Source organism: Hominimerdicola aceti, from assembly GCF_025567495.1.
GTDB lineage: Bacteria > Bacillota > Clostridia > Oscillospirales > Ruminococcaceae > Hominimerdicola > Hominimerdicola aceti.
Window position 1 is genome coordinate 204,411 of record NZ_JAOQJZ010000001.1, and the last position, 22,452, is coordinate 226,862.

Genomic DNA, 22,452 nt, shown 5'->3' on the forward strand with positions numbered 1-22,452 from the left:
GTTATTTTGTGGACATATTTTTAAGTCTGGCATTCACTATAATTTTTTCCTATCTTTTCGGAAGTCTTAATTCTGCCATAATCGTGTGCAGAGTTTTAAAGCATAAGGATATCCGTGATTACGGAAGCAACAACGCAGGTTTGACCAATGTTCTGAGAGTATTCGGAAAAGGGCCTGCGGCGGCAACGCTGTTGTGCGATCTTGCAAAGGGCGTGCTTGCGGTAGTTATCTGCCGACTTGTGGTGACTAACGGTTTCGGCGTGACATTTTTTCATGACGATAAATTTATCGGATATCTTGCGGGCTTTTTTGTAATGCTTGGACATATTTTCCCGGTATTCTATGGTTTTCATGGTGGAAAGGGCGTTCTTATTGCGGCAACGACCCTTATCGCTATCGACCCACTGACCTGTGCTTTCTCGGTGGCTGTTTTTGCTATCGTGCTTGCGGCAACAAAATACGTGTCTGTAGGTTCTATATGCGCCGCTATCGCATATCCTGTTTTTACGCCTATCGTTCAGCTTTTTATCATCAAGGGCGACGGCGTTCTTGCAAACACTCTTATGGCAACGGCTATCGGTCTGCTTATCATTTATATGCACAGACCTAATATCAAACGCCTTATGAACGGCACCGAAAACAAATTCGGAAGCAAGAAAAAGGCGTAAGGGAGGTTTTATTATGGCAGATATTACTATACTCGGTTCAGGCGGATTTGGTCTTGCACTGGCAATAATGTGCGACAATGCAGGGCATAAAGTAACAGTATGGTCAAAGTTTCAGGACGAGATAGATGCTATCAAGAGAACAGGCGAGCTTAAAGCAAAGCTCCCTGGCGTTCAGGTGAATAAGACTATCGAGCTTACAACGGATATAAGCTGTGTTAAGGATAAAGACATGGTGATACTTGGCATACCTTCGCCTTTCCTTAGAGAGGTCTGCGAAAGCGTTGTGCCTTATCTTGAAAGCAGGACTATAGTTGTGAACACGGCAAAGGGTCTTGAGGGCGGAAGCCTTAAAACTATGTGCTGTGTGGCGAGAGAGTGCTTTCCGAACAATCATGTTGCGGTGCTTACCGGTCCGTCACACGCAGAGGAAGTGGCAAGAAAAGTTCCCACTACTGTTGTTACTGCTTCTGACGACAGGGAGGTTTCATATTATATACAGAACACTCTTTCTAACGATACGTTCAGAGTGTATGTTAATGATGACGTTATGGGCTGCGAGATAGGCGGTTCGCTGAAAAACGTCATCGCTTTGGCGGCAGGCGTTTGCGACGGCCTTGGACTTGGTGACAACACAAAGGCTGCACTTATGACAAGGGGTATCAGAGAGATATCACGTCTTGGAGTTGCAATGGGTGCAAAGCTTGAAACCTTTGGCGGACTTAGCGGCATAGGCGACCTTATCGTTACCTGCTGTTCAATGCACAGCAGAAACCGCCGTGCGGGTATTCTCATAGGCAAGGGAGTTACCCCTGAGGAGGCTGTAAGACAGGTCGGCACTGTTGAGGGCTATGTATGCACCAAGAACGCATGGGAGCTTTCAAAGAGAATGGGAATTGAAATGCCTATCACAGAACAGCTTGCAAAGGTGCTTTTTGAGGGTGAGACTGCGGCTAACGCTATCAAAAATCTTATGGGCAGACCGAACAGAAATGAAACTGAGTCAACTTTTCTGAGTTAGGAAAGCGACCGTTGAAAGGACGGATACATATGCTTAAAAGATACACTATCAAGACAGAACGCAGAGGGCTTTACAACATCACGAGCTATGTAAGGCAGGCTGTCACAGAATCAGGAGTGCAAAGCGGCATGGCGGTGGTATTTTGTCCCCACACCACGGCGGCGATAACCATAAATGAGAATGCCGACCCTGATGTAAAGACGGATCTTCTTTACGCTTTGGAGGAAACATTTCCCAACAGACCGCAGTTCCGTCACGCTGAAGGAAACTCTGACGCTCATATGAAGTCAAGCTGTGTTGGTGCTTCGGAAACTGTTATCATCGACGATAACGAGCTTCTTCTCGGCACTTGGCAGGGTATCTATTTCGCTGAGTTTGACGGACCGAGAACAAGAAACTTTTTTGTGAAGATAATAAAGGGCTGATTTTGGCGTTTTTCCTCTTTACAATCTGCTGAAAATATTGTATAATTAATATGGATAATTCCAACGAAATATGTGTTAAGGAGTGCTTTGAAATATGGAACCTAAATATAAGAGAATATTGCTCAAATTAAGCGGTGAGGCTCTCGCAGGCGATAAGAAGATAGGTCTTGATTATGACGTTATCACCTCATTCGGCAAGAGCATAAAAAAATGTGTTGACGCCGGCGTTGAGGTAGGTATCGTTGTAGGCGGTGGCAATTTCTGGAGAGGCAGATCAAGCGGTGCAATGGACAGAACAAGAGCCGACCATATCGGTATGCTGGCAACTGCTATGAACGCACTTGCTGTTGCGGACGGCCTTGAGAACTGCGGTCTTGAAGTGAGAGTACAGACAGCTATATCCATGCCACAGGTGGCTGAGCCTTACATCAGAAACAAGGCTATGCGTCATTTTGAAAAGGGCAGAGTAGTTATCTTCGGTTGCGGCACTGGTAACCCATTCTTCTCAACTGATACGGCTGCTGCACTGAGAGCGGCTGAGATAGAAGCTGACATATTCTTTAAGGCTACCATGGTAGACGGTGTTTATGATAAGGATCCTCACAAGTATCCTGACGCTGTCAAGTATGACACTCTTACATTTGCTGATATCCTTGCAAAGGGTCTGCAGGTAATGGACTCGACCGCTGCGGCAATGTGTAAGGACAACAATATCCCGATACTCGTTTTCGATCTTGCAAGACCAGACAATATCTATGACGCTTGCATGGGCGAAAATATAGGCACTCTCGTAAAATAATAAAGATAATCAAGAAAGGATCGTTTGAATATGAAACAGATCAAGGAAAATGCTAAGACAAAAATGGAGAAATCCATAAACGTTATGCTTTCGGACTTTGCAGGCATCAGAGCAGGCAGAGCTAATCCGTCCGTACTCAACAAAGTCCAGGTAGAATATTATGGCGCAATGACACCTGTCACACAGATGGCGGCAGTTTCTGTTGCTGAGGCAAGAGTGCTTGTTATACAGCCATGGGATAAGTCAACTCTCAAGCCTATCGAAAAGGCTATTCAGGCTTCTGATATCGGCATCAATCCACAGAATGACGGCACTGTTATAAGACTTACTTTCCCACAGCTCACTGAGGACAGACGTAAGGAGCTTGTTAAGGAAATCAAGAAAATGGGCGAGGAGTGCAAGGTCGCTATCCGTTCTATCAGACGTGACGCTATGGAAAAGTTCAAGGCAATGAAGAAGAACAACGAGATCACAGAGGACGATCTTAAGGACTGCGAGGACGAGATCCAGAAGCTTACTGACAGGTTCGTTAAGGAAGTTGACGGTCACGTTGCCGAAAAGGAAAAAGAGATACTCTCTATCTAAGCCATGGCGAAGAATGAGAAGATAAACCTTGGAGAGAACGTGTCTGTGCCTGTTCATGTGGGCGTTATCATGGACGGCAACGGCAGATGGGCGAAAAAGAGGGGTATGCCCCGAAAGTTCGGACACAGAGAGGGCGCAAAAACCTTTCGTGCCATAACAAGACACGCCAAGGCGCTTGGAATACAGTATATAACTTACTATGCGTTTTCTACCGAGAACTGGAAAAGGCCTAAGGACGAGGTAGACGCAATTATGGATCTTTTTGAAAAGTATCTTGACGAGGTCAGGGACTTTATCGAGGAGAATATCAGGGTGCGCTTTATAGGCGACAGAACAAGGCTCAGCGAAAATCTGCAAAGGAAAATGGCTTCCGTTGAGGAGGACTCAAAGAACTTTGACTCTATGACCCTTGTGCTTGCTATCAACTACGGCGGCAGGGACGAGATTTGCCATGCGGCTAAGACATTGGCTCAGCAGGTGAAAGAAGGCAAGTTGGAGCCTGAGGATATCACAATGGATATGATAGAGAGAAATCTCTACACTGAGGAGATACCTCCTGTTGACCTTGTTATAAGACCTAGCGGAGAGCAAAGATTGTCAAACTTCATGATATGGCAGGCGGCTTACGCGGAGTTTTATTACACAAATATCCTATGGCCTGACTTCAAAGGCAGCGACCTTGACAAGGCTGTTATCGCATACAGCGAAAGAAACAGAAGATTTGGAGGGGTGTAAAAAATGTCTACCCGTATTAAATCTGCGGCAGTTGCCATTGTTATCGCAGTGATACTGCTTATCGCACACGGAACGTTCCTGTTCAATATTGCGGTGGGCGCAATTTCTGCACTTGCAATATATGAGATATTCAGGGCGACAAAAATGACAGAGCATAAGTATCAGACCATTGCCTGCTGTGCGTTTGCCTTTGTGGACGCTTTCATGCCTGTGTTCTACAGACACGGCTGGCTGTACTTTTTCAGCTACAAGCTTTACATGGGGCTTTTCGTTATAGCAATGTGTCTGCTTTATCTTAAAGAGCATACAAGATTCCAGTATACAGAGTTTTTCTTCATGCTGGGCGTGGGCATACTTCTGCCGTATTCATTCTCAACTTTGGTCACAATGGCAGGCTTGGGCGGCAAGGGCGTGTTTATGATAGTTCTTACTCTTGCAGCGGCTTGGCTGGCTGACAGCGGTGCTTATTTTGCAGGAACTTTCTTCGGCAAAACAAAGCTTTGCCCTGAGATAAGCCCTAAGAAAACTGTGGAGGGTCTTATAGGCGGCGTTATCTCAAATGGTATTCTTATGCTTATAATAAGCCTGTTCTATCAGTTCGTACTTAAAGGAGAGCCTATCCACTATCTAGGCGTTCTAATCGCAGGTATGCTTGCGGCTCTTATCGGACTTGTGGGCGACCTTACAGCTTCGGTGATAAAAAGACAGACAGGTATAAAGGACTATGGCAACATAATGCCGGGTCACGGTGGAATAATGGATCGCTTTGACAGCGTTCTGCTCGTTGCACCTTTTATGTACTATATGTTCACACAGGGGCTTATACTTAAATAGAAAATTATGACTTTTAGGGGCAGGCTTAGGCTTACCCCTTTTAAGCGTTATTAAGGCAACACCGCTTGCAAACCATCTTTATGCGGAATTGCCTGAATTTATTTTATATGATGAGGGACAATAAATGAAAACAATGACCATACTCGGTTCAACGGGTTCTATAGGCACGCAGGCATTAGAAGTGGCTGCAAAGCATAATATTAAAGTAAAGGCGCTTGCGGCAAATTCTGACGTTGAAAAGCTTGCGGCTCAGGCTAAGGAGCTTTTGCCTGAGCGTGTGTGTATCTACCGTGAGGACAAAAAGGCGGAGCTTGAAAAGCTTCTCAGTGGCACTGGCATAAAAATATCCACAGGCATGGAGGGACTTAAAGAGATAGCAAGAATGGACGGGGTCGATATCATGCTCAACTCAGTCGTTGGCATGGTGGGTCTTGTGCCAACCCTTACGGCTATCGAAAAAGGCACTGACATTGCCCTTGCAAATAAGGAAACACTTGTGGCAGGCGGTGAGCTCGTTATAAAGGCGGCTGCTGAAAAGGGAGTGAAGATATATCCTGTTGACAGCGAACATTCGGCTATCTTTCAGTGCCTGCAGGGAAACGAGGGCAACAAGCTCAAAGGGATAATCCTTACTGCTTCGGGAGGACCATTCTTTGGCAAAACAAAGTCTGACCTAGAGGGCGTGACAGTTGAGCAGGCTCTTAATCACCCTAATTGGTCAATGGGCAGAAAGATAACCATTGACTCTGCTACGCTTATGAACAAGGGTCTTGAATTTATCGAAGCAATGTGGCTTTTCAAGCTCAGACCTGAGCAGATCGAGATAGTTGTCCATAGACAGAGCGTTGTACATTCAGCGGTGGAGTATGAGGATAATTCTGTTATCGCACAGCTTGGCGTGCCTGATATGAAAATACCTATACAGTATGCTCTGCTTTATCCTGAGAGAGTGGAATGTGATGTGAAAAAGCTGTCCCTTACAGACTATGGAAAGCTCACTTTCGAGAAGCCTGACTATGATACGTTCGATTGTCTTAGGGCTTGTATAAAGGCTGTCACTATTGGTGGAAATCTTCCTGCGGCAGTGAATGGAGCGAATGAGGAAGCCGTTGCGGCTTTTCTTGACGGCAGGATAGATTTTCTTGATATTGGTAGAATAGTAATGAGCGTTTGCGACAGCACCCCACGAAAAGAGATAAAATGTGTGGAAGATGTGCTGGAAGCTGACAGACTGGCTAGGGAAGAGGCTCGCAGACTGGCTTTGGCAATGAAAAATTAAGAGATAGTTTGCGGTGCTGAACCTATTGTCTTTTTGTGTTTGAAAGGAAAGAAATGAGTATATTATTTGCAATATTGATTTTTGAAGCTATCATAATAATACACGAGCTTGGTCACTTTATTGCGGCGAAAGCCAGCGGAGTAAAGGTCAACGAGTTCGCTATTGGCATGGGTCCTGCCATTATCAAAAAGAAAAAGGGCGATACCCTTTACGCTTGGCGTGTGTTTCCCATAGGTGGCTATTGTGCCATGGAGGGCGAGGATAACGGAAGCGAGGACGGCGGTGCGTTTTGTAATAAAAGCCTGCCAAAAAGAATGCTTATAGTGGTGGCAGGCGTTATAATGAATCTTGTGCTTGGATATATTATCCTTTGTATCAGCACCGCAAGGTCTGACGGCATCGCAACCACCACTATATCGTGGTTTGAGGATAACGCTATGTCCCAATCGACCGGCTTGCAGGTGGGTGACGAGATAATCGAGGTCAACGGCATGAGGATTTTCACTACTATGGATATGTCCTATCAGTTTGGAAACGATGAGGACGGCAAGTTCAATATGGTGGTGAAGCGTGACGGAAAAAAGGTGGAGCTTAAAGACGTCACTTTTGCAACGGACGATAATACCATGCACATTGATTTCAAGGTCGCACCAAAAGCTGTGACCGTCGGCTCTGTGATAACTCAGTCTTTTAAGCAGGGCTGTACTGACGGCAGACTTATCTATATCTCCTTTGCCGACCTTATAAGAGGAAAGTATTCCATAAAAGACCTCAGTGGTCCTGTTGGCATCGTTGATACTATCGACAATGTTATCGACAGCGAAAGGGACAGCCAGTCAGGTAAAATAGATTGGTCGTCACTTATTGACACAATGTTGTCGCTGGGTGCGTTCATGACCATAAATATCGGCATTTTCAATCTCTTGCCATTGCCTGCACTTGACGGCGGAAGACTTTTGTTTCTTATTATCGAAGCGGTACGCCGTAAGCCTGTCAAGCCTGAGCATGAGGGAATGGTACACGCTATCGGTATGGCGGCTCTGTTGCTTCTTATGGTAGTGGTAACGGTGAGCGATATTATCAAGCTTGTTTAAAGGAGGAACTGTTTATGTCAGGTGAAAATAAGAGAAACGTAAGACCTGTCAAGGTGGGAGGACTTGTCCTTGACGGCAAAAAAATATATATCCAATCAATGCTCAATGTGCCGTCTACGGACATAGAAGGCTCTGTTAAGCAGGCTGTGGAGCTTGAAAAAGCTGGCTGTGAAATAGTAAGAGCGGCTATACCAAACATAGAAGCCGTTAAGCTTATCCCTGCTATAAAAGAGAAGATCTCTATCCCTCTTGTGGCGGATATCCACTTTGACTATCGCCTTGCCATTGCGGCGGCGGAAGCAGGTATTGATAAGATAAGGATAAATCCCGGAAATATCGGCTCTATGGATAGGGTAAAAGCGGTGGTTAAAGCCTGCCGTGAAAGAAATATCCCTATCAGGATAGGCGTGAACGGCGGTTCTCTGGAAAAAGAGTTGCTTGCGAAATACGGTTCGCCAACTGCGGAGGCTCTTGTGGAAAGCGCAATGGGTCATGTGAGAATTTTGGAGCAGTGCGACTTTGAGGATATCGTTATTTCTATAAAGTCATCAGACGTGCCGACTATGATAAAGGCATACAGACTGTGTGCACAGACCTGTAATTATCCTCTGCACCTTGGAGTAACTGAGGCTGGCACCGAGAGAATGGGTCTTATAAAATCATCTATCGGTATAGGTTCGCTTCTGTGCGACGGCATAGGCGAAACTATAAGAGTTTCACTTACCGACGAGCCAGTAAAAGAGATATACGCCGCAAAGGATATTTTAAAGGCTATCGGCAAAAGTGGCGGAGTAAGGATAGTTTCCTGCCCTACCTGCGGAAGAACTAGGATAGACCTTATAGGTCTTGCAAAAAAGGTCGAGGAAGCCACCAAGGATATAGACAAGGATATCAAGATAGCCGTTATGGGCTGTGTTGTGAACGGCATAGGCGAGTCGGGCAACGCTGATATAGGCATTGCAGGCGGTGACGGCTGTGCGGTGATATTCAGCCACGGTGAAAAGCTCAGAAAGGTATCAGAGGAGGAGGCTTTGCCTGCGCTTCTGGCGGAAATAGAAAAACTTTAAAAGGATATACCATAAATGAATACATACACCATTGAAAGCTTCTTTGAGAACTATAAGGAGCTTATACCCTCTGTGATAGAAAAGGGCAGGATATTAAGGCTGGGCTATAACGAAGAAAACGGCACTTTTACCTGTCAGGCGGCTTTTGACAAGCTGGTGCCTTTTGACAGCACAGTGGAATTTGAAATGAAAATGAGGGCGGCTCTCGGAGCAGGAAAGTTTATTTTGCAGCTCAAATATACCCCTGATATGCTTTGTGCAGAGTATTTTCCTGAGCTTTGCAAGTTTCTTAAAAGCAGATTTCCTCTTGTGAACGGCTTTTTTGACAACGCTGAGGCTGTTTATGAAAACGGCATTTTCACCGTGGATATAAAACACGGAGGCGAAGCGTTGCTGAAAAAGGCGGGCATAGAAACGGCTTTTCCTGCGCTCACCATGGAGCTTTTTTCCGTAAGGGCGGATATAAGGCTCACAGGTGTGCTTGAAACCGATATGGAAGAGCATCAGCGTGAGCAGGAGGAGTTTTTGAATTCCCTCCCTGTGCCGAAAATAGACCCTGCACAGCCTGAGAAAAAGGCGGCTGTTACCACTAATACTGCAAGCGGTGCTTCTGTGGATTTCCGAACTGCAAATGTGGACTTCACAAGGTTCTCGCTATTGTGCGATGACGCTCTTGTGCTTATGGGTGCGCCAATATCAGGAAACGAGCAGGTGATGCAGATGAAAGATATCCCTGCGGATTACCGTGGACGTGTGGTGGTCTGGGGCGATATTTTCGGACCTGTGGAAACAAAGGAAACAAAGTCGGGTATGCTTATAGCACACCTTAATTTTACCGACTATACTTCCTCAAACTCTATAAAGTTCATAGGCTCAAACAAGAATTTCAGAAACATGAAAGGCTTGAAAAGGGCAGTGCTTGAGGCAATGCTGGAACACCTTAAGGCAGGCAAGACCATACTTGTGGCAGGTGAGATAGAGGAGGACGATTTTGACCACTCTATAAACATCAAGCCTGACAGCATTATGGTCGTAAAGCGTGAAAAGGAAAAGGATACCTGCGAGCATAAGCGTGTGGAGCTTCATTGCCATACCAATATGTCTATGATGGACGCTCTCACTCCTGCGGGCAAGCTTGTGGAAAGAGCCTATTCATGGGGACACAAAGCACTTGCCATAACAGACCACGGTGTCGTTCAGGGCTATCCTGACGCCGGAAATACCTGTATCGGCATACGCAAGGGCGGCGGTGACTTCAAGGTGCTTTACGGCATAGAGTCATACGAGGTCAATAATGACGAAAAGATATTCCGTGGAACGGACAAGCGTGAGCTTACAGACGAGATAATCTGCTTTGACCTTGAAACTACGGGTACAAATCCTAATGAAGATAGGATCATCGAGATAGGCGCTGTCAAGCTGAGAGATCTTGAAGTTGTGGACAAGCTCGATATTTTCGTGAACCCTGAAAGACCTATCCCTGAGTTTATCTCAAACCTCACCCACATCACTGACGATATGGTAAAGGACGGTGCGAGCGAAAGGGAAGCTCTCCTTAAATTCAAGGAGTTTATCGGCGACGACCCTGTTCTTGTGGCGCACAATTCTCAGTTCGATACGGGCTTTATATCCGCCTGCGCAAAAAGACAGGGCATCGAGATAAAATATTCTTCTATAGACACTGTGCCAATGTCGCAGATAATGCTTCCTGAGCTTGAAAAGCATAAACTCAACTATGTGGCGGAGCATTTCGGACTTGGGGATTTTCAGCACCACCGTGGCTGTGATGACGCAGAGGTGCTTGCAGGGATATTCATAAGTCTGTCGAAAATGCTCATGGAGCAGTATCCTCTGATTCTTATAACAGTGGATATGATAAACAGCTTGCTTGCAAATGAAAATCAGGTGCTTGCAAAGCCGACTTATCACCAAATTATTATCGTAAGAAATAACACGGGTCTGAAAAATCTGTATAGGCTTATATCAGACTCCAATCTTAAATATTTCAAAAGACGTGCGAGAATACCAAAATCTGAGCTTGTAAGACACCGTGAGGGTCTTATCCTCGGCAGTGCCTGCGAGCGTGGCGAGGTCATTCAGGCTTATCTCGAGGGCAGAAACTATGATGAGATCAAGCAGATAGCAAGCTTTTATGACTATCTGGAGATCCAGCCTGACGGAAACAACAAATTTATGCTCACCACCGAAAAGCCTCCTTATGACAGGATACACACAGCGGAGGATATAAAGGATATAAACCGCTTTATTGTAAAACTTGGGGAGGACTTGGGCATACCAGTATGCGCAACAGGCGACGTGCATTTTATGGACAAGACCGACGCACAGTTCAGGTCGGTGATACAGGCTTCAATGGGCTTTCCTGACGCCGATACTCAGCCTCCTTTGTATCTTAAGACCACAAACCAAATGCTTGACGAGCTGAGCTATCTTGGCGAGGAAAAGGCGTTTGAGGTCGTTGTAACGAATACAAACAACGTAGCTGATATGGTAGACCCTGACCTGAAAGCGTTTCCGAACGGTACTTATACGCCTTTTATCGAAGGCTCGGTTTATCAGCTTCAGTATATATGCTGGAAGAAATGCTGTTCCATTTACGGTGACTGCGACCCTGAAACTATAGAAGTTCCTGAGGGCGAGGACGTTGACGTATCAAAATATTTTGAGGGACACATTCCAGACCTTGTTTTCAAAAGACTTAAAAGAGAGCTTGACTCTATTATCAAGCACGGATTTGCAGTGCTTTACATGATATCTCAGAAACTTGTTGCCAACTCTAACGAGAATGGCTATCAGGTAGGTTCAAGAGGCTCGGTAGGTTCGTCCTTCGTGGCGTCTATGTCGGGTATCTCTGAGGTAAATCCTCTTGTGCCACACTATGTCTGTCTTAACTGCCACCACAGCGAGTTCATTACAGACGGCTCGGTAGGCTCAGGCTTTGACCTGCCTCCGAAAAACTGTCCTGTGTGCGGAGAAAATATGCACCGTGACGGACACGATATCCCATTTGAAACGTTCCTTGGCTTTGACGGCGATAAAGCCCCTGATATCGACCTTAACTTCTCAGGTGACTATCAGGCAAAGGCGCATAAATATACGGAAGTTCTTTTCGGTGAGGACCATGTGTTCAAAGCCGGTACTATCGGCATGATACAGGAAAAGACCGCTTTCGGATATGTTATGAAATATCTTGACGAGCGTGGAAAAACAGTGCCAAAGGCTGAGATAGAGCGTCTTAAGCTTGGCTGCTGCGGCATAAAGAGAACGACCTCTCAGCACCCGGGTGGAATGGTCGTTATCCCTAGCGACTATGAGGTCTATGACTTCACACCTGTTCAGCACCCTGCGGAAAAAGTGGACTCTGACATGGTAACCACCCACTTCGACTTCCATTCTCTCCACGATACTATCTTGAAGCTTGACGAGCTTGGTCACGATAACCCGACAATGTATAAGTATCTGGAAATGTTCACAGGACGAGATATCCTCGATTGCCCCATGTCTGACCCTGCGGTCTATTCGCTGTTCACTTCCCCTGAGTCACTTGGAGTGACGGAGGAGGATATAATGTGTCAGACGGGAACGCTCGGTATACCTGAAATGGGTACGCCGTTCGTAAGACAAATGCTTCTTGACTGTCAGCCGAAAAACTTCTCTGACCTTTTGCAGATATCAGGACTTTCACACGGCACTGACGTATGGCTCGGCAACGCACAGGAGCTTATCAAAAATGGAACCTGCGATATCTCAAATGTTATCGGTACTCGTGACAGTATCATGACATATCTGCTTTATCATGGCGTTGAGCCAAAGCTGTCATTTAAGATAATGGAGATAACCCGTAAGGGTAAAGCTCCGAAACTGCTCACAGAGGAAATGAAAGAGAATATGCGTCAGCATGACGTTCCGGAGTGGTATATCGACAGTTGTTTGAAGATAAAATATATGTTCCCGAAAGCCCATGCGGCGGCATATGTTACGGCAGCTATAAGACTTTGTTGGTTCAAGGTGCATGAGCCGCTTGCGTTCTATGCAACTTATTTTACGGTCAAGGGCGAGGATTTTGACGCAGAGATCGCTCTCAAGGGAAAATATATCGTCAGAAGCAAGATAGAAGAAATAAAGAATAAACCAAAAGACGAGGTGTCGGGCAAGGACAGCGGTGTGCTTGAAATTCTCATGCTTGTGAATGAAATGCTCAGCCGTGGATATGACTTTTTGCCTGTAAACATCAAAAAATCTCACGCAACTATCTATCAGATAGAGGACGGCAAGATAAGGCTTCCGTTCTGTTCACTTAACGGAGTGGGCGAGTCTGCGGCGATAAGCATTTACGAAAAGGCGCAGAACGGCGAGTTTATCTCTATCGAGGAGTTCCAGCAGCAGAGCGGAGTGTCCAAATCTGTTATCGAAACTTTGGAGAAAAACGGAGCTTTCGGCGATATGCCTAAATCTAACCAGATATCGTTGTTCTGATAGTTACTATGCACAATTTCATACTTTGCCCTTGTAACACTATTGACAAACAAGGGCGGGTGTGATAAAATTATTTGTGTTGATACTATGCTATCACTTTACTACGATAAAGTAAGTGATAGCGTTACATAACAACATAGAAAGGGGGACGTCGAGGGCGCCGTCCCCTACAATTCACTTAAATGCGTGTTTATGCGGATATTTATTCAAGCGTCAACATAAAAAGTACAATCTATAATTTATATACAGGAAGGGAAAGTGTATGAAAAGATATGATCTTATAACCCCTGAGGGTACGAGAGATCTGCTGTTTGAGGGCTGTCTGGCACGAAGAATGGTGGAGGACAGGCTGTCAAAGCTGTTTGAGGGCTTTGGCTACAGCGAGGTGGTAACACCGGGAATAGAGTTTTACGATCTGTTTATGGGAAGTTCGAGAAACTTCCAGCAGGAGAGCCTTTATAAACTTACAGACTCAAAGGGCAGACTTATCGTCATGCGTCCTGATTCCACGATACCCATAGCAAGACTTGCTTCCACAAGACTAAAGGGAGCAAAGCTTCCCCTTAGACTATACTACAATCAGAGCATTTTTGAAAATAACTCCCTGCTCAAAGGACGTTCAGACGAGGTAGTTCAGGCAGGTATCGAGCTTATTGGCGGAGAAAATTCCAAGAGAGCGGATTACGAGGTGCTATGCACTGCTGTTGAAGCCCTTTCAAGCTTTGATAAGGAGAACTTCAGACTTGAGATAGGTCATATCGGATATTTCAAGGAGCTTGTGGCTCAGCTTGACGTTGACGACGCAGTAAGAGAGGAGATAAGACTTCTTATCTCTGCAAAGAACTATCCTGCACTTAACGATATCCTTGACGAGGTGGGCGACAATCAGGTGACTAATGCGCTCAGACAGCTCCCAAGACTTTTCGGAGGTGTTGAGGTGTTCGACAAGGCTGCTGATATTTATACTGACGATAAGATAACAGGCATACTTTATAACCTTAAAGAGGTCTACACCAGACTTTCAAGCCTTGGTTATGAGGGCAAGATATCTGTTGACCTTGGTATCGTGAGTCATGCGGATTACTACACAGGCATTGTGTTCAAGGGCTATCTTTCAGAGGTCGGTCAATCGGTGCTTAAAGGCGGAAGATATGACAGACTTCTAGCGGAGTTTGGCAACGATTGCCCGGCGGTGGGCTTCGGCATAAGCGTTGACTCTGTTGCAAGACATATCGAAAAGCTAGGCGGAGCACCAAAACTCAGAACTCCTGACGCAGTTGTGTTTGGCGAAAAGGGCTACGTGGTGGAAGCCATGGAATATGCTCAGACGCTCGTAAGAGAGGGTCTGACAGTTGAAAACTCGCTTTTCAACACCCTCGATGAAACAAAGTCTTACGCAAAGTCAAAGGGAATCAAAAAGCTTGTGGTCGTTGGCAGCGAGATAACAGAGCTTGATATATAGTTTGGAGGATAAGTTAAAATGAACAGACCCCTTAGGATAGCTCTTACAAAGGGCAGACTTGAAAAGGATACAGTCGGTCTTTTAGAGAAGATAGGTTATGACTGTACCGCAATAAGAGAAAAGGGAAGAAAGCTTATTCTTCCTGTACCTGACGGAAACCTTGAAGTTGTGCTTGCAAAGGCGAATGACGTTATCACATACGTTGAACATGGCGTGTGCGATATGGGCGTTGTTGGCAAGGACACTATCATGGAAATGCAGGGCAAGTTCTTTGAGCTTGTTGATATCGGCTTCGGCAGATGTAAATTTGCACTTGCCACAAAGAAAGGCTCAAAGTTCTACGGCGGATTTGATGTCAAGACAGTTGCAACAAAATACCCTAACATCACAAGAAGATTTTTTGAAGCAAAGGGAATGGACGTTGACATCATCAAGATAGAAGGCTCAGTTGAGCTTGCACCGCTCCTTGAGCTTGCAGACGGTATCGTTGATATCGTTGAAACAGGCACGACACTTAAAGAAAACGGTCTTGAAGTCATCGAGGACGTTTGCCCTATCTCTGCAAGGCTTATCGTAAATATGGTAAGCATGAAAATGCGCCAGCAGGAGATCGAGAATTTTGTAAAGCTTGTTGAAGAAAATATCGACAAGTAGTTTATATAAACGGAAAGGACAGTATTGAAATGGCTGAAATAAAGAAGATTTTTGTCAACGGCAAAGACGAGGTAGAGTTTTTCAAGCAGCTTGAAAAGAGAAGCGGCGAAACAAACAAGAAGGTCACAGCTGTTGTTAATGAAATAATCGAAACTGTCAGAGAGGGTGGCGACAACGCTGTAAAGGCTTATACAGAAAAGTTTGACGGCAAGCTCCCGGAGTATTATGAAGTTCCAAGAGATGTTATAAATGACGCTCTCACTGAAGCCGATCAGGACTTTGTTGACGCAATGCTCAACGCAGTTGCGAACATCACAGATTTTCACCAAAGACAGAAGTCACAGAGCTTTATAAACGCTAAGGATAATGGTTGTATTCTCGGTCAGAAGGTAAGAGGACTTAACAGAGTTGGTCTTTATGTTCCGGGCGGCACAGCAGCTTATCCATCAAGCGTGCTTATGAATGCAGTTCCTGCAAAGATAGCAGGCGTTAAGGAGATAATCATGGTGACACCTCCTCTCAAAGACGGCACACCAAATAAGGATATTCTTGTGGCAGCAGCTCTCTGCGGAGTTGACAGAGTGTTCATGAGCGGCGGCGCACAGGCTATCGCTGCCCTTGCCTACGGCACAGAGGAGATACCAAAGGTCGATAAGATAGTAGGCCCTGGAAATATCTATGTTGCAACAGCTAAGAAGCTTCTTTATGGTGTCGTTGATATCGACATGGTGGCAGGTCCGAGCGAGATACTTGTTATGGCTGACGAAAAGTCTAACCCTAAGTTCATTGCCGCAGACCTTATGTCACAGGCTGAGCATGACAAGCTTGCTTCCGCTATCCTTGTTACAACAAGCGAGAGCATTGCAGACAGAACTATCGAAGAGATAAACAGACAGGTGCAGAGCCTTTCAAGAAAAGAGATAATCGAAAGCTCTCTTGAAAATTACGGTGCTATCCTTATCTGCAATACAAAGGACGAAGCTTGCGACCTTGCAAACAGATTTGCTCCTGAGCATCTTGAAGTGCTTTTCGAGAACCCTATGGAGTATCTTGGCAGACTTGACAACGCAGGTTCAATATTCCTTGGTCAGTATGCTTCAGAGCCGCTTGGCGACTACTATGCAGGTCCTAACCACGTTCTTCCAACAAGCGGCACAGCTAGATTCTTCTCGCCACTCTCAGTAAACAGCTTTGAAAAGCGTTCAAGCTTTACATATTACACAGAGGACGCTCTCAGAGAAGCAAAGGACGATATCGTTCTTATTGCAGAAAAAGAGGGTCTGACGGCTCACGCAAATGCAATAAAGGTAAGATTTTAAGCGGTAAAGGTGATGAAAATGCGTACAGCGGAGATAAAAAGAAAAACTAAGGAAACTGATATAGAGGTGTTCGTGAAGCTTGACGGTGAGGGCAAGGTAAGTGTAAACACAGGCATAGGCTTTTTTGACCATATGCTCACAGCCCTTGGCGTTCACAGCGGAATAGACATGGACGTTGAGTGCACAGGCGACCTTTATGTTGACGGACACCACACAGTTGAGGACGTTGGCATATGCTTGGGCAAAGCCTTTGCAGAAGCATTGGGCGACAAAGCAGGCATTGCAAGATATGGCTCGGCTTTCGTGCCAATGGACGAAGCGCTGGCATTCTGTTCGTTGGATATAAGCGGCAGACCTTTCCTTGCGTTCAATGCTGAGTTCCATGACGACAGGATAGGTCAGTATGATACCTGCCTGACGGAGGAATTTTTCAGAGCCTTTGCTTTCAACTCAGGCATAACACTGCATATCCGTGAGGAGTACGGCAAGAACGACCACCATATTGCAGAAGCAATGTACAAGGCAGTGGCTCACGCTTTGAAGGACGCTGTAAAAATAACAGGAACAGGAGTTTTATCCACCAAAGGAGTGCTTTAAATGATAGCAATAATCGACTACGGTGCAGGCAATATATTCTCTGTAAAAAACGCTCTGGACTATCTTGGTTTTGAGAACAAGCTCACAGACAAAAAAGAAGATATCGAAAAAGCCGACGCAATTATCCTCCCCGGCGTGGGAGCGTTCCCATGGGCAATGAATATGCTCGGTCTTAGCGGTCTTATCGATACTATCAAGGAGCAGGCTAAAATAAAGCCTTTCCTTGGCATATGCCTTGGAATGCAGCTTCTTTTCGATAAAAGCTATGAGTTTGAGGAATGTAAGGGTCTTGGCCTTATCGGTGGCTATGTTGACAAGATAAACGAGCCTGACCTAGTTATCCCACACATGGGCTGGAACAAGCTTGTGTATAATCATGACTGCCCGCTTTTTGACGGACTGGGTAATGACGAGTATGTTTATTTCGTACACTCATACAAGGCTTTCTGCGATAATAAAAATCTGTATGCCTATTGCGAATACGGCTCAAAAGTCCCTGCGGTGGTATCAGACGGAAGATATATCTTCGGCTGTCAGTTCCACCCTGAGAAGAGCGGAAAGACTGGTCTTAAAATACTTGAAAACTTTGCGAAAATGTCACAGGAGGTAAAATAATATGCTTGCAAAAAGAATTATACCATGCCTTGATGTGCGTGACGGAAAGGTAGTAAAGGGAGTAAATTTCGAGGGCATAAAAGAAGTCGGTGACCCTGTTGAATGCGCATATGAATACAATCTTCAGGGTGCAGACGAGATAGTTTTCTATGACATAACAGCCTCCCACGAGGGCAGAGGAGTTATGCTGGACGTTGTTCGTGAAACAGCAAAAAAGGTATTTGTACCGCTCACTGTTGGAGGCGGTATCAAAACTGTTGACGATATAAGAGATACTCTCCGTGCAGGCGCAGACAAGGTGTCTGTGAACTCTCAGGCAGTGCAGAATCCTCAGCTTATAAAAGACGGAGCGGATATTTTCGGCTGTCAGTGCATCTGCGTTGGCGTTGACGCAAAGAAGGTCGGCGATAACAAGTGGACGGTCTACATCAACGGCGGCAGAGTGGATATGCGAATGGATCTTATCGACTGGGTGAAAAAGTGTGAACAGCTTGGTGCAGGTGAGATATGCCTTAATTCTATCGACACAGACGGTGTAAGGGGCGGCTTTGATCTGCCTATGCTGAAAGCTGTGTGCAGTGCTGTAAAGATACCTGTTATCGCCAGCGGCGGAGCAGGAAAGCTTTCAGACTTTGCTGACGCTTTCCTTGAAACTGATTGCTCAGCGGCTCTTGCGGCAAGTCTTTTCCATTTCAAAGAGCTGACAGTACAGCAGGTAAAGGACGATTGCAGGAGCAAGGGAATTATCGTGAGGTGAGCATAATGATCGTTTTCAATATCGTATTTACTTTGTTTATACCAGTGCTTATGATATTGTGCGGCTATCTGATGTATAAGCATACACCGAAAGATATCAACGGCTTGGTGGGCTATCGCACTGCTATGTCAATGAAAAATCAGGAAACGTGGGATTTTGCCAACAATTATTGCGGACGTCTGTGGGTAAAGGTCGGAGTGGTCATGACGATAATTTCGGCATTGGTCTGTGTTCCATATTTCTTTATGAGCAGCGGCAAGGCGACTGTGATAATGTGCATAGCTGAAGTGATACAGGTGGTAGTTTTGTGCTGGACGATAGTACCAACAGAACGATCACTCAAAGATAATTTCGACCAAGACGGCAACAGAAAGGACAAATAATGAACCCAATAAAAGTTGATATAAACGATCTGGACAAATACTTCGTAAAAAGCGAGCTTACCCCTGCTATCGCATTTGATGTGGATACAAAAACTGTGCTTATGCTTGCTTATATGAATAAGGAGAGCCTGAAAAAAACACTTGAAACAGGCTATACATGGTATTGGAGCAGATCAAGACAGGAATATTGGAACAAGGGTGCGACCAGCGGTCATCTGCAAAAGGTAGTTTCTATCTATGCGGACTGCGATAACGATACCCTGCTTCTTAACGTAAAGCAGACAGGTGCAGCCTGCCATACAGGCTCATATAGCTGCTTTTTCAATGAGATATATAATACGGAGGAAGAATAAAATGACAGTTTATCAGGAGATTTTCGAGGTAATAAAACAGCGTAAAGCTGACTATGAAGCAGGCAAGGCGCAGGAGAACAGCTACACAGCTTATCTTTTTGACAAGGGCGTTGACAAGATATGCAAAAAGGTGGGCGAAGAGGCTACAGAAACAGTTATCGCTGCTAAAAACGGTGACAATGACGAGCTGAAAAACGAGATAAACGACCTTCTCTATCACGTTATGGTGCTTGCGGCAAATCAGGGACTTGAGTGGTCTGACGTGGAAAAGGTCCTTGACGAGAGAAACGAAAAAATAGGCAATCTGAAGAAATTTCATCAGGTAGACAAGAACACCTGATTATATGTATCCAAAGGCTCTGCGTTCATGCGCAGGGCTTTTTTTGATTTATGAGAGGATTTTCAGAAATTTAAGCACACAAAAGCCTTTTGCCGAATAGAATATAGCGAAGTAAAAAAACTTCCATGATTTGATTTATAGGAGGACTTACTATGAGCGATTTTAACGGCAAACCTTTCAAGGAAGCAATGTGTATCGAGGCAATGCGTGTGTTTGATTCATGCTCGTCACAGGATTGTCTGGAGGATCTTGCATTTACATTCAGCCAGGCAGACCAGACCGTGATAAACGCTGCGGCGTATATCAAAAGCACTTGTATCGACGTGACAGACGTAAGCTTTGCAATATCTCCGGTGGCATTCAACCACGGCTTTTACGCAGTTGACGTTACTTACACATTCAGGGCGCAGATAGAAGCATATGAAGCGGCAGGCGCAGCTCCAACAGTAATTTACGGCACCTCATCATTCACAAAAAAAGTTATTCTTTTCGGTAGCGACGGCGGCACACAGAGATTTTCTACCTGCGAAGCCGATCAGGTCGTCACCACCTCGCCTACAAGCGGCTGTTCATGCTGTTGCTGCACAGCGGCAATGCCTTGCGCTTCTGTGAGCGTAGCAGCGCCAATGTGTCTTGACGCAAAGCTTGTCGCAGAGCCTGCACCAAGCGAGGAAAAGAACGTTCTTATCACTATCGGACTTTTCGCTATCATTCAGTTGTCAAGACCTGTGCCTATAATGGTGCCTGTATATGATTACTGCGTACCTGGCAAGGAGTGTTCCACAAACAGTGACAGCCCATGTGAGATGTTTGAAAAGATAGCATTCCCGACAGTAGAATTTTTCCCAAGAGGACTTGAAGAACCCCACTGCAAGGAAGAAAATGATACAGGGGGTCAGGGCGAAGCTCAGGGATAATATGTGATCTATGGGGGCGGAGTTTTCTGCCCCTTTTTGTTTTGCAAAGCAACCTGTTTGGCTCTTCGCTCCCAAAACGCTTGACAAGAAGCCTTAAAAGATTTATAATTAAAAGGAATGTACGAAATGAAATGAGGATATCAATGACTGAGAATTTTTCGGAAATAATAAATGAGGAAACCGCTTCGCAGAAGCTGCTCCAATGGTCTGGTGAATACGAAAGAACTTGCGGTCACAAGCCGCTTGCCCTTATCCATTCATACGGCTGTCAGCAAAACGTCAGCGACGGTGAGAAAATAAAAGGTATGCTCTCAAAGGTGGGCTATGACTTCACATCCGATGTGAACGAGGCTCAGCTTATATTGTATAACACCTGCGCTGTAAGAGAAAATGCCGAGGACAAGGTGTTCGGCAAGCTTGGCGACCTTAAACATCTCAAAGAAAACGATCCAGAGCTTATTATAGGTATCTGCGGCTGTATGGCTCAGCAGAAACACGTTGCCGAGAAAATAAAAAAGACCTACCGTCAGGTGGACTTGGTTTTCGGAACATTTGCATACAACGATATGTATAATATGCTGTGGGAGATAATATCAAAGCATGACAGGATATTCAATCTGTCAGAAAATCATGTTGACATAAACGAGGACTTTTTACAGCTCCGTGACGATAAGATAAGAGCGTTCGTGCCTATCATGTATGGCTGCAACAATTTCTGCACCTATTGCATAGTGCCTTATGTCAGAGGCAGAGAACGCAGCAGAAAGCCTGAGTCTGTTATCGCAGAGGTAAAAGCACTTGTGAAAAACGGCTATAAGGAAATAACCCTGCTTGGTCAGAACGTTAATTCATACAGTTATGGTTTTCCTGAGCTTTTAAGAGAGCTTGACAAGATAGAGGGCGATTTCCGCATAAGATTTATGTCAAGCCACCCAAAGGACGCAAGCCATGAGCTTATTGACGCTATACTTGAATGCAAAAAGGTGTGCAAGCATTTGCATCTTCCTGTGCAGGCAGGCTCAGACAGGATACTAAAGCTTATGAATCGCCGCTATACCACGGCGGATTATCTGAAAATAATCGACTATGCCAGAAGCAAGGACCCTGAGTTTTCATTCACAACAGACCTTATCGTTGGCTTCCCAAGTGAAACATACGAGGAGTTCTGCGAAACCAAGGAGCTTATCAAAAAGGTAAAGTACGATAATATCTATTCTTTTGTGTATTCAAGACGAAGCGGCACAAAGGCTGCCGAAATGGAGGATCACATCTCAGATAAGCAGAAGGGTCTGTGGCTGAGAGAACTGCTTTTGGAGCAGAGAGAGGTGTCAACAGCGTGGCTTTCAAGATTTGTGGGAAGAACTGTAACCGTGCTGCCAACAGGCGAGGGCAGAACTGGCGCTGATTATCTCACAGGCAAGAGCGACGAGGATATGATCGTCGAGGTGAAAGCGGATAAAAAATATATCGGTAAATTCATTCAGGTTCGCATAACAAAAGCAATGAACTGGGCTTTGAAAGGCGAGCTTGTTGAAGATAAATAACAGCGAAAGCTGAATAATATTTAAAGGAGAATTACCATGGATGTAATTGAAATGACAAGAAAGCTTGGACAGGCTATTCAGGAAGACGAGAGATACAAGGCTTATATGGAGGCTTGTTCTATCAATGATACAGATGTTGAGATACAGAACAAAATAGGCGAGTTCAATCAGCTCCGTTCACAGCTCAGCGTTGAAATGCAGAAGCCTGATAAGGACGGCGAGAAGATGACAGCACTTGACACTCAGATCAGAGAGCTTTATGACGAGATCATGGCTATGCCTAAGATGATCGCATTTAACGAAGCTAAAGAAGTTATGGATAAGCTTCTCGGCTCTGTAAACTATATCATCTCAATGGCTGCAAACGGCGAAGACCCAATGACTTGCCCAGAGGAAGCTCCTCATAGCTGTTCAGGAAGCTGCGCATCATGCGGCGGCTGTCACTAAGACAGTATCAAAAAACGAATAACAGTCAGGGGGAGCTTATCCCCCGTCTGCCCGAATCTGAAGACC

23 protein-coding genes are annotated in these 22,452 nt (G+C 45.3%); all 23 read left to right on the plus strand.

The genetic code is table 11. The features are described from left to right. Nucleotides 1–8 precede the first annotated feature (8 nt). The 23 genes from plsY (at nt 9) to OCV57_RS01235 (ending at nt 22,386) form a co-directional block, all read left to right on the plus strand. The gene (gene plsY / locus OCV57_RS01125; protein WP_022287396.1) at nt 9–668 is read left to right on the plus strand and encodes a glycerol-3-phosphate 1-O-acyltransferase PlsY; all 660 of its coding nucleotides are present in this window, start codon (nt 9–11) and stop codon (nt 666–668) included. Between the two features lie 13 nt (nt 669–681). Continuing rightward, complete coding sequence (locus tag OCV57_RS01130; protein WP_267300238.1) at nt 682–1,686, plus strand: NAD(P)H-dependent glycerol-3-phosphate dehydrogenase; 1,005 nt, start codon at nt 682–684, stop codon at nt 1,684–1,686. A 29-nt stretch (nt 1,687–1,715) separates the two neighbouring features. Beyond that, nucleotides 1,716–2,111 (plus strand): secondary thiamine-phosphate synthase enzyme YjbQ, encoded by a 396-nt coding sequence (locus OCV57_RS01135; RefSeq protein ID WP_138338698.1) that lies wholly within the window; start codon nt 1,716–1,718, stop codon nt 2,109–2,111. Between the two features lie 94 nt (nt 2,112–2,205). Then, nucleotides 2,206–2,910, plus strand: a complete 705-nt coding sequence (gene pyrH, locus OCV57_RS01140) for a UMP kinase (RefSeq protein WP_022287393.1) — start codon at nt 2,206–2,208, stop codon at nt 2,908–2,910. 30 nt (nt 2,911–2,940) lie between these two features. Next, the gene (gene frr / locus OCV57_RS01145; protein WP_195248963.1) at nt 2,941–3,495 is read left to right on the plus strand and encodes a ribosome recycling factor; all 555 of its coding nucleotides are present in this window, start codon (nt 2,941–2,943) and stop codon (nt 3,493–3,495) included. 3 nt (nt 3,496–3,498) lie between these two features. Then, nucleotides 3,499–4,230, plus strand: coding sequence for an undecaprenyl pyrophosphate synthase (locus OCV57_RS01150; RefSeq protein ID WP_256320270.1), 732 nt, complete (start codon nt 3,499–3,501; stop codon nt 4,228–4,230). 3 nt (nt 4,231–4,233) lie between these two features. Further along, entirely contained in the window at nt 4,234–5,064 is an 831-nt protein-coding gene (locus OCV57_RS01155) for a phosphatidate cytidylyltransferase (RefSeq protein ID WP_022287390.1), read from the plus strand. 124 nt (nt 5,065–5,188) lie between these two features. Next, nucleotides 5,189–6,343: a 1-deoxy-D-xylulose-5-phosphate reductoisomerase gene (locus OCV57_RS01160; RefSeq protein WP_256320272.1), complete on the plus strand. Its 1,155-nt coding sequence runs from the start codon at nt 5,189–5,191 to the stop codon at nt 6,341–6,343. 53 nt (nt 6,344–6,396) lie between these two features. After that, the gene (locus tag OCV57_RS01165; protein ID WP_267300239.1) at nt 6,397–7,437 is read left to right on the plus strand and encodes a M50 family metallopeptidase; all 1,041 of its coding nucleotides are present in this window, start codon (nt 6,397–6,399) and stop codon (nt 7,435–7,437) included. Between the two features lie 14 nt (nt 7,438–7,451). Next, nucleotides 7,452–8,504 (plus strand): flavodoxin-dependent (E)-4-hydroxy-3-methylbut-2-enyl-diphosphate synthase, encoded by a 1,053-nt coding sequence (gene ispG, locus OCV57_RS01170; RefSeq protein ID WP_267300240.1) that lies wholly within the window; start codon nt 7,452–7,454, stop codon nt 8,502–8,504. A gap of 15 nt (nt 8,505–8,519) precedes the next feature. Next, nucleotides 8,520–12,998, plus strand: a complete 4,479-nt coding sequence (locus OCV57_RS01175; protein ID WP_267300241.1) for a PolC-type DNA polymerase III — start codon at nt 8,520–8,522, stop codon at nt 12,996–12,998. 262 nt (nt 12,999–13,260) lie between these two features. Next, nucleotides 13,261–14,460 carry an ATP phosphoribosyltransferase regulatory subunit gene (gene hisZ / locus OCV57_RS01180; RefSeq protein ID WP_022287385.1) on the plus strand — a complete coding sequence of 400 codons (1,200 nt, stop codon included), beginning with the start codon at nt 13,261–13,263 and terminating at the stop codon, nt 14,458–14,460. Between the two features lie 18 nt (nt 14,461–14,478). Beyond that, complete coding sequence (gene hisG, locus OCV57_RS01185; protein ID WP_022287384.1) at nt 14,479–15,114, plus strand: ATP phosphoribosyltransferase; 636 nt, start codon at nt 14,479–14,481, stop codon at nt 15,112–15,114. Nucleotides 15,115–15,143: 29 nt separating this feature from the next. Then, nucleotides 15,144–16,433 carry a histidinol dehydrogenase gene (gene hisD / locus OCV57_RS01190; protein ID WP_267300242.1) on the plus strand — a complete coding sequence of 430 codons (1,290 nt, stop codon included), beginning with the start codon at nt 15,144–15,146 and terminating at the stop codon, nt 16,431–16,433. A gap of 18 nt (nt 16,434–16,451) precedes the next feature. Further along, nucleotides 16,452–17,030 carry an imidazoleglycerol-phosphate dehydratase HisB gene (hisB, locus tag OCV57_RS01195; RefSeq protein WP_022287382.1) on the plus strand — a complete coding sequence of 193 codons (579 nt, stop codon included), beginning with the start codon at nt 16,452–16,454 and terminating at the stop codon, nt 17,028–17,030. Beyond that, entirely contained in the window at nt 17,031–17,645 is a 615-nt protein-coding gene (hisH, locus tag OCV57_RS01200; protein WP_267300243.1) for an imidazole glycerol phosphate synthase subunit HisH, read from the plus strand. 1 nt (nt 17,646) lies between these two features. Next, on the plus strand, nt 17,647–18,402 hold the full coding sequence (hisF, locus tag OCV57_RS01205; protein ID WP_022287380.1) for an imidazole glycerol phosphate synthase subunit HisF: 756 nt from the start codon (nt 17,647–17,649) through the stop codon (nt 18,400–18,402). Between the two features lie 5 nt (nt 18,403–18,407). Then, nucleotides 18,408–18,785, plus strand: coding sequence for an SdpI family protein (locus OCV57_RS01210; protein ID WP_267300337.1), 378 nt, complete (start codon nt 18,408–18,410; stop codon nt 18,783–18,785). Next, a complete protein-coding gene (hisI, locus tag OCV57_RS01215; RefSeq protein WP_117863226.1) occupies nt 18,785–19,138 on the plus strand; it encodes a phosphoribosyl-AMP cyclohydrolase in 354 nt (117 codons plus the stop codon). The genes OCV57_RS01210 and hisI overlap by 1 nt, the downstream gene beginning before the upstream one ends. A 1-nt stretch (nt 19,139) precedes the next feature. After that, nucleotides 19,140–19,478, plus strand: a complete 339-nt coding sequence (gene hisE / locus OCV57_RS01220; protein WP_022287377.1) for a phosphoribosyl-ATP diphosphatase — start codon at nt 19,140–19,142, stop codon at nt 19,476–19,478. Between the two features lie 152 nt (nt 19,479–19,630). Next, nucleotides 19,631–20,395, plus strand: coding sequence for a hypothetical protein (locus OCV57_RS01225; protein WP_267300244.1), 765 nt, complete (start codon nt 19,631–19,633; stop codon nt 20,393–20,395). Nucleotides 20,396–20,538: 143 nt separating this feature from the next. Continuing rightward, on the plus strand, nt 20,539–21,939 hold the full coding sequence (gene miaB / locus OCV57_RS01230; RefSeq protein ID WP_267300245.1) for a tRNA (N6-isopentenyl adenosine(37)-C2)-methylthiotransferase MiaB: 1,401 nt from the start codon (nt 20,539–20,541) through the stop codon (nt 21,937–21,939). A gap of 36 nt (nt 21,940–21,975) precedes the next feature. After that, complete coding sequence (locus tag OCV57_RS01235; protein WP_022287374.1) at nt 21,976–22,386, plus strand: YlbF/YmcA family competence regulator; 411 nt, start codon at nt 21,976–21,978, stop codon at nt 22,384–22,386. Nucleotides 22,387–22,452: the final 66 nt, after the last annotated feature.

Coding starts and splice junctions, on each gene's coding strand:
- hisG (WP_022287384.1), top strand. CDS start 14,479: ATGAACAGACCCCTTAGGATAGCTCTTACAAAGGGCAGACTTGAAAAG.
- OCV57_RS01225 (WP_267300244.1), top strand. CDS start 19,631: ATGAGCGATTTTAACGGCAAACCTTTCAAGGAAGCAATGTGTATCGAG.
- hisB (WP_022287382.1), top strand. CDS start 16,452: ATGCGTACAGCGGAGATAAAAAGAAAAACTAAGGAAACTGATATAGAG.
- OCV57_RS01155 (WP_022287390.1), top strand. CDS start 4,234: ATGTCTACCCGTATTAAATCTGCGGCAGTTGCCATTGTTATCGCAGTG.
- OCV57_RS01175 (WP_267300241.1), top strand. CDS start 8,520: ATGAATACATACACCATTGAAAGCTTCTTTGAGAACTATAAGGAGCTT.
- hisE (WP_022287377.1), top strand. CDS start 19,140: ATGACAGTTTATCAGGAGATTTTCGAGGTAATAAAACAGCGTAAAGCT.
- hisI (WP_117863226.1), top strand. CDS start 18,785: ATGAACCCAATAAAAGTTGATATAAACGATCTGGACAAATACTTCGTA.
- OCV57_RS01165 (WP_267300239.1), top strand. CDS start 6,397: ATGAGTATATTATTTGCAATATTGATTTTTGAAGCTATCATAATAATA.
- OCV57_RS01160 (WP_256320272.1), top strand. CDS start 5,189: ATGAAAACAATGACCATACTCGGTTCAACGGGTTCTATAGGCACGCAG.
- pyrH (WP_022287393.1), top strand. CDS start 2,206: ATGGAACCTAAATATAAGAGAATATTGCTCAAATTAAGCGGTGAGGCT.
- hisZ (WP_022287385.1), top strand. CDS start 13,261: ATGAAAAGATATGATCTTATAACCCCTGAGGGTACGAGAGATCTGCTG.
- hisH (WP_267300243.1), top strand. CDS start 17,031: ATGATAGCAATAATCGACTACGGTGCAGGCAATATATTCTCTGTAAAA.
- miaB (WP_267300245.1), top strand. CDS start 20,539: ATGACTGAGAATTTTTCGGAAATAATAAATGAGGAAACCGCTTCGCAG.
- OCV57_RS01150 (WP_256320270.1), top strand. CDS start 3,499: ATGGCGAAGAATGAGAAGATAAACCTTGGAGAGAACGTGTCTGTGCCT.
- OCV57_RS01235 (WP_022287374.1), top strand. CDS start 21,976: ATGGATGTAATTGAAATGACAAGAAAGCTTGGACAGGCTATTCAGGAA.
- hisF (WP_022287380.1), top strand. CDS start 17,647: ATGCTTGCAAAAAGAATTATACCATGCCTTGATGTGCGTGACGGAAAG.
- ispG (WP_267300240.1), top strand. CDS start 7,452: ATGTCAGGTGAAAATAAGAGAAACGTAAGACCTGTCAAGGTGGGAGGA.
- frr (WP_195248963.1), top strand. CDS start 2,941: ATGAAACAGATCAAGGAAAATGCTAAGACAAAAATGGAGAAATCCATA.
- OCV57_RS01130 (WP_267300238.1), top strand. CDS start 682: ATGGCAGATATTACTATACTCGGTTCAGGCGGATTTGGTCTTGCACTG.
- OCV57_RS01135 (WP_138338698.1), top strand. CDS start 1,716: ATGCTTAAAAGATACACTATCAAGACAGAACGCAGAGGGCTTTACAAC.
- OCV57_RS01210 (WP_267300337.1), top strand. CDS start 18,408: ATGATCGTTTTCAATATCGTATTTACTTTGTTTATACCAGTGCTTATG.
- hisD (WP_267300242.1), top strand. CDS start 15,144: ATGGCTGAAATAAAGAAGATTTTTGTCAACGGCAAAGACGAGGTAGAG.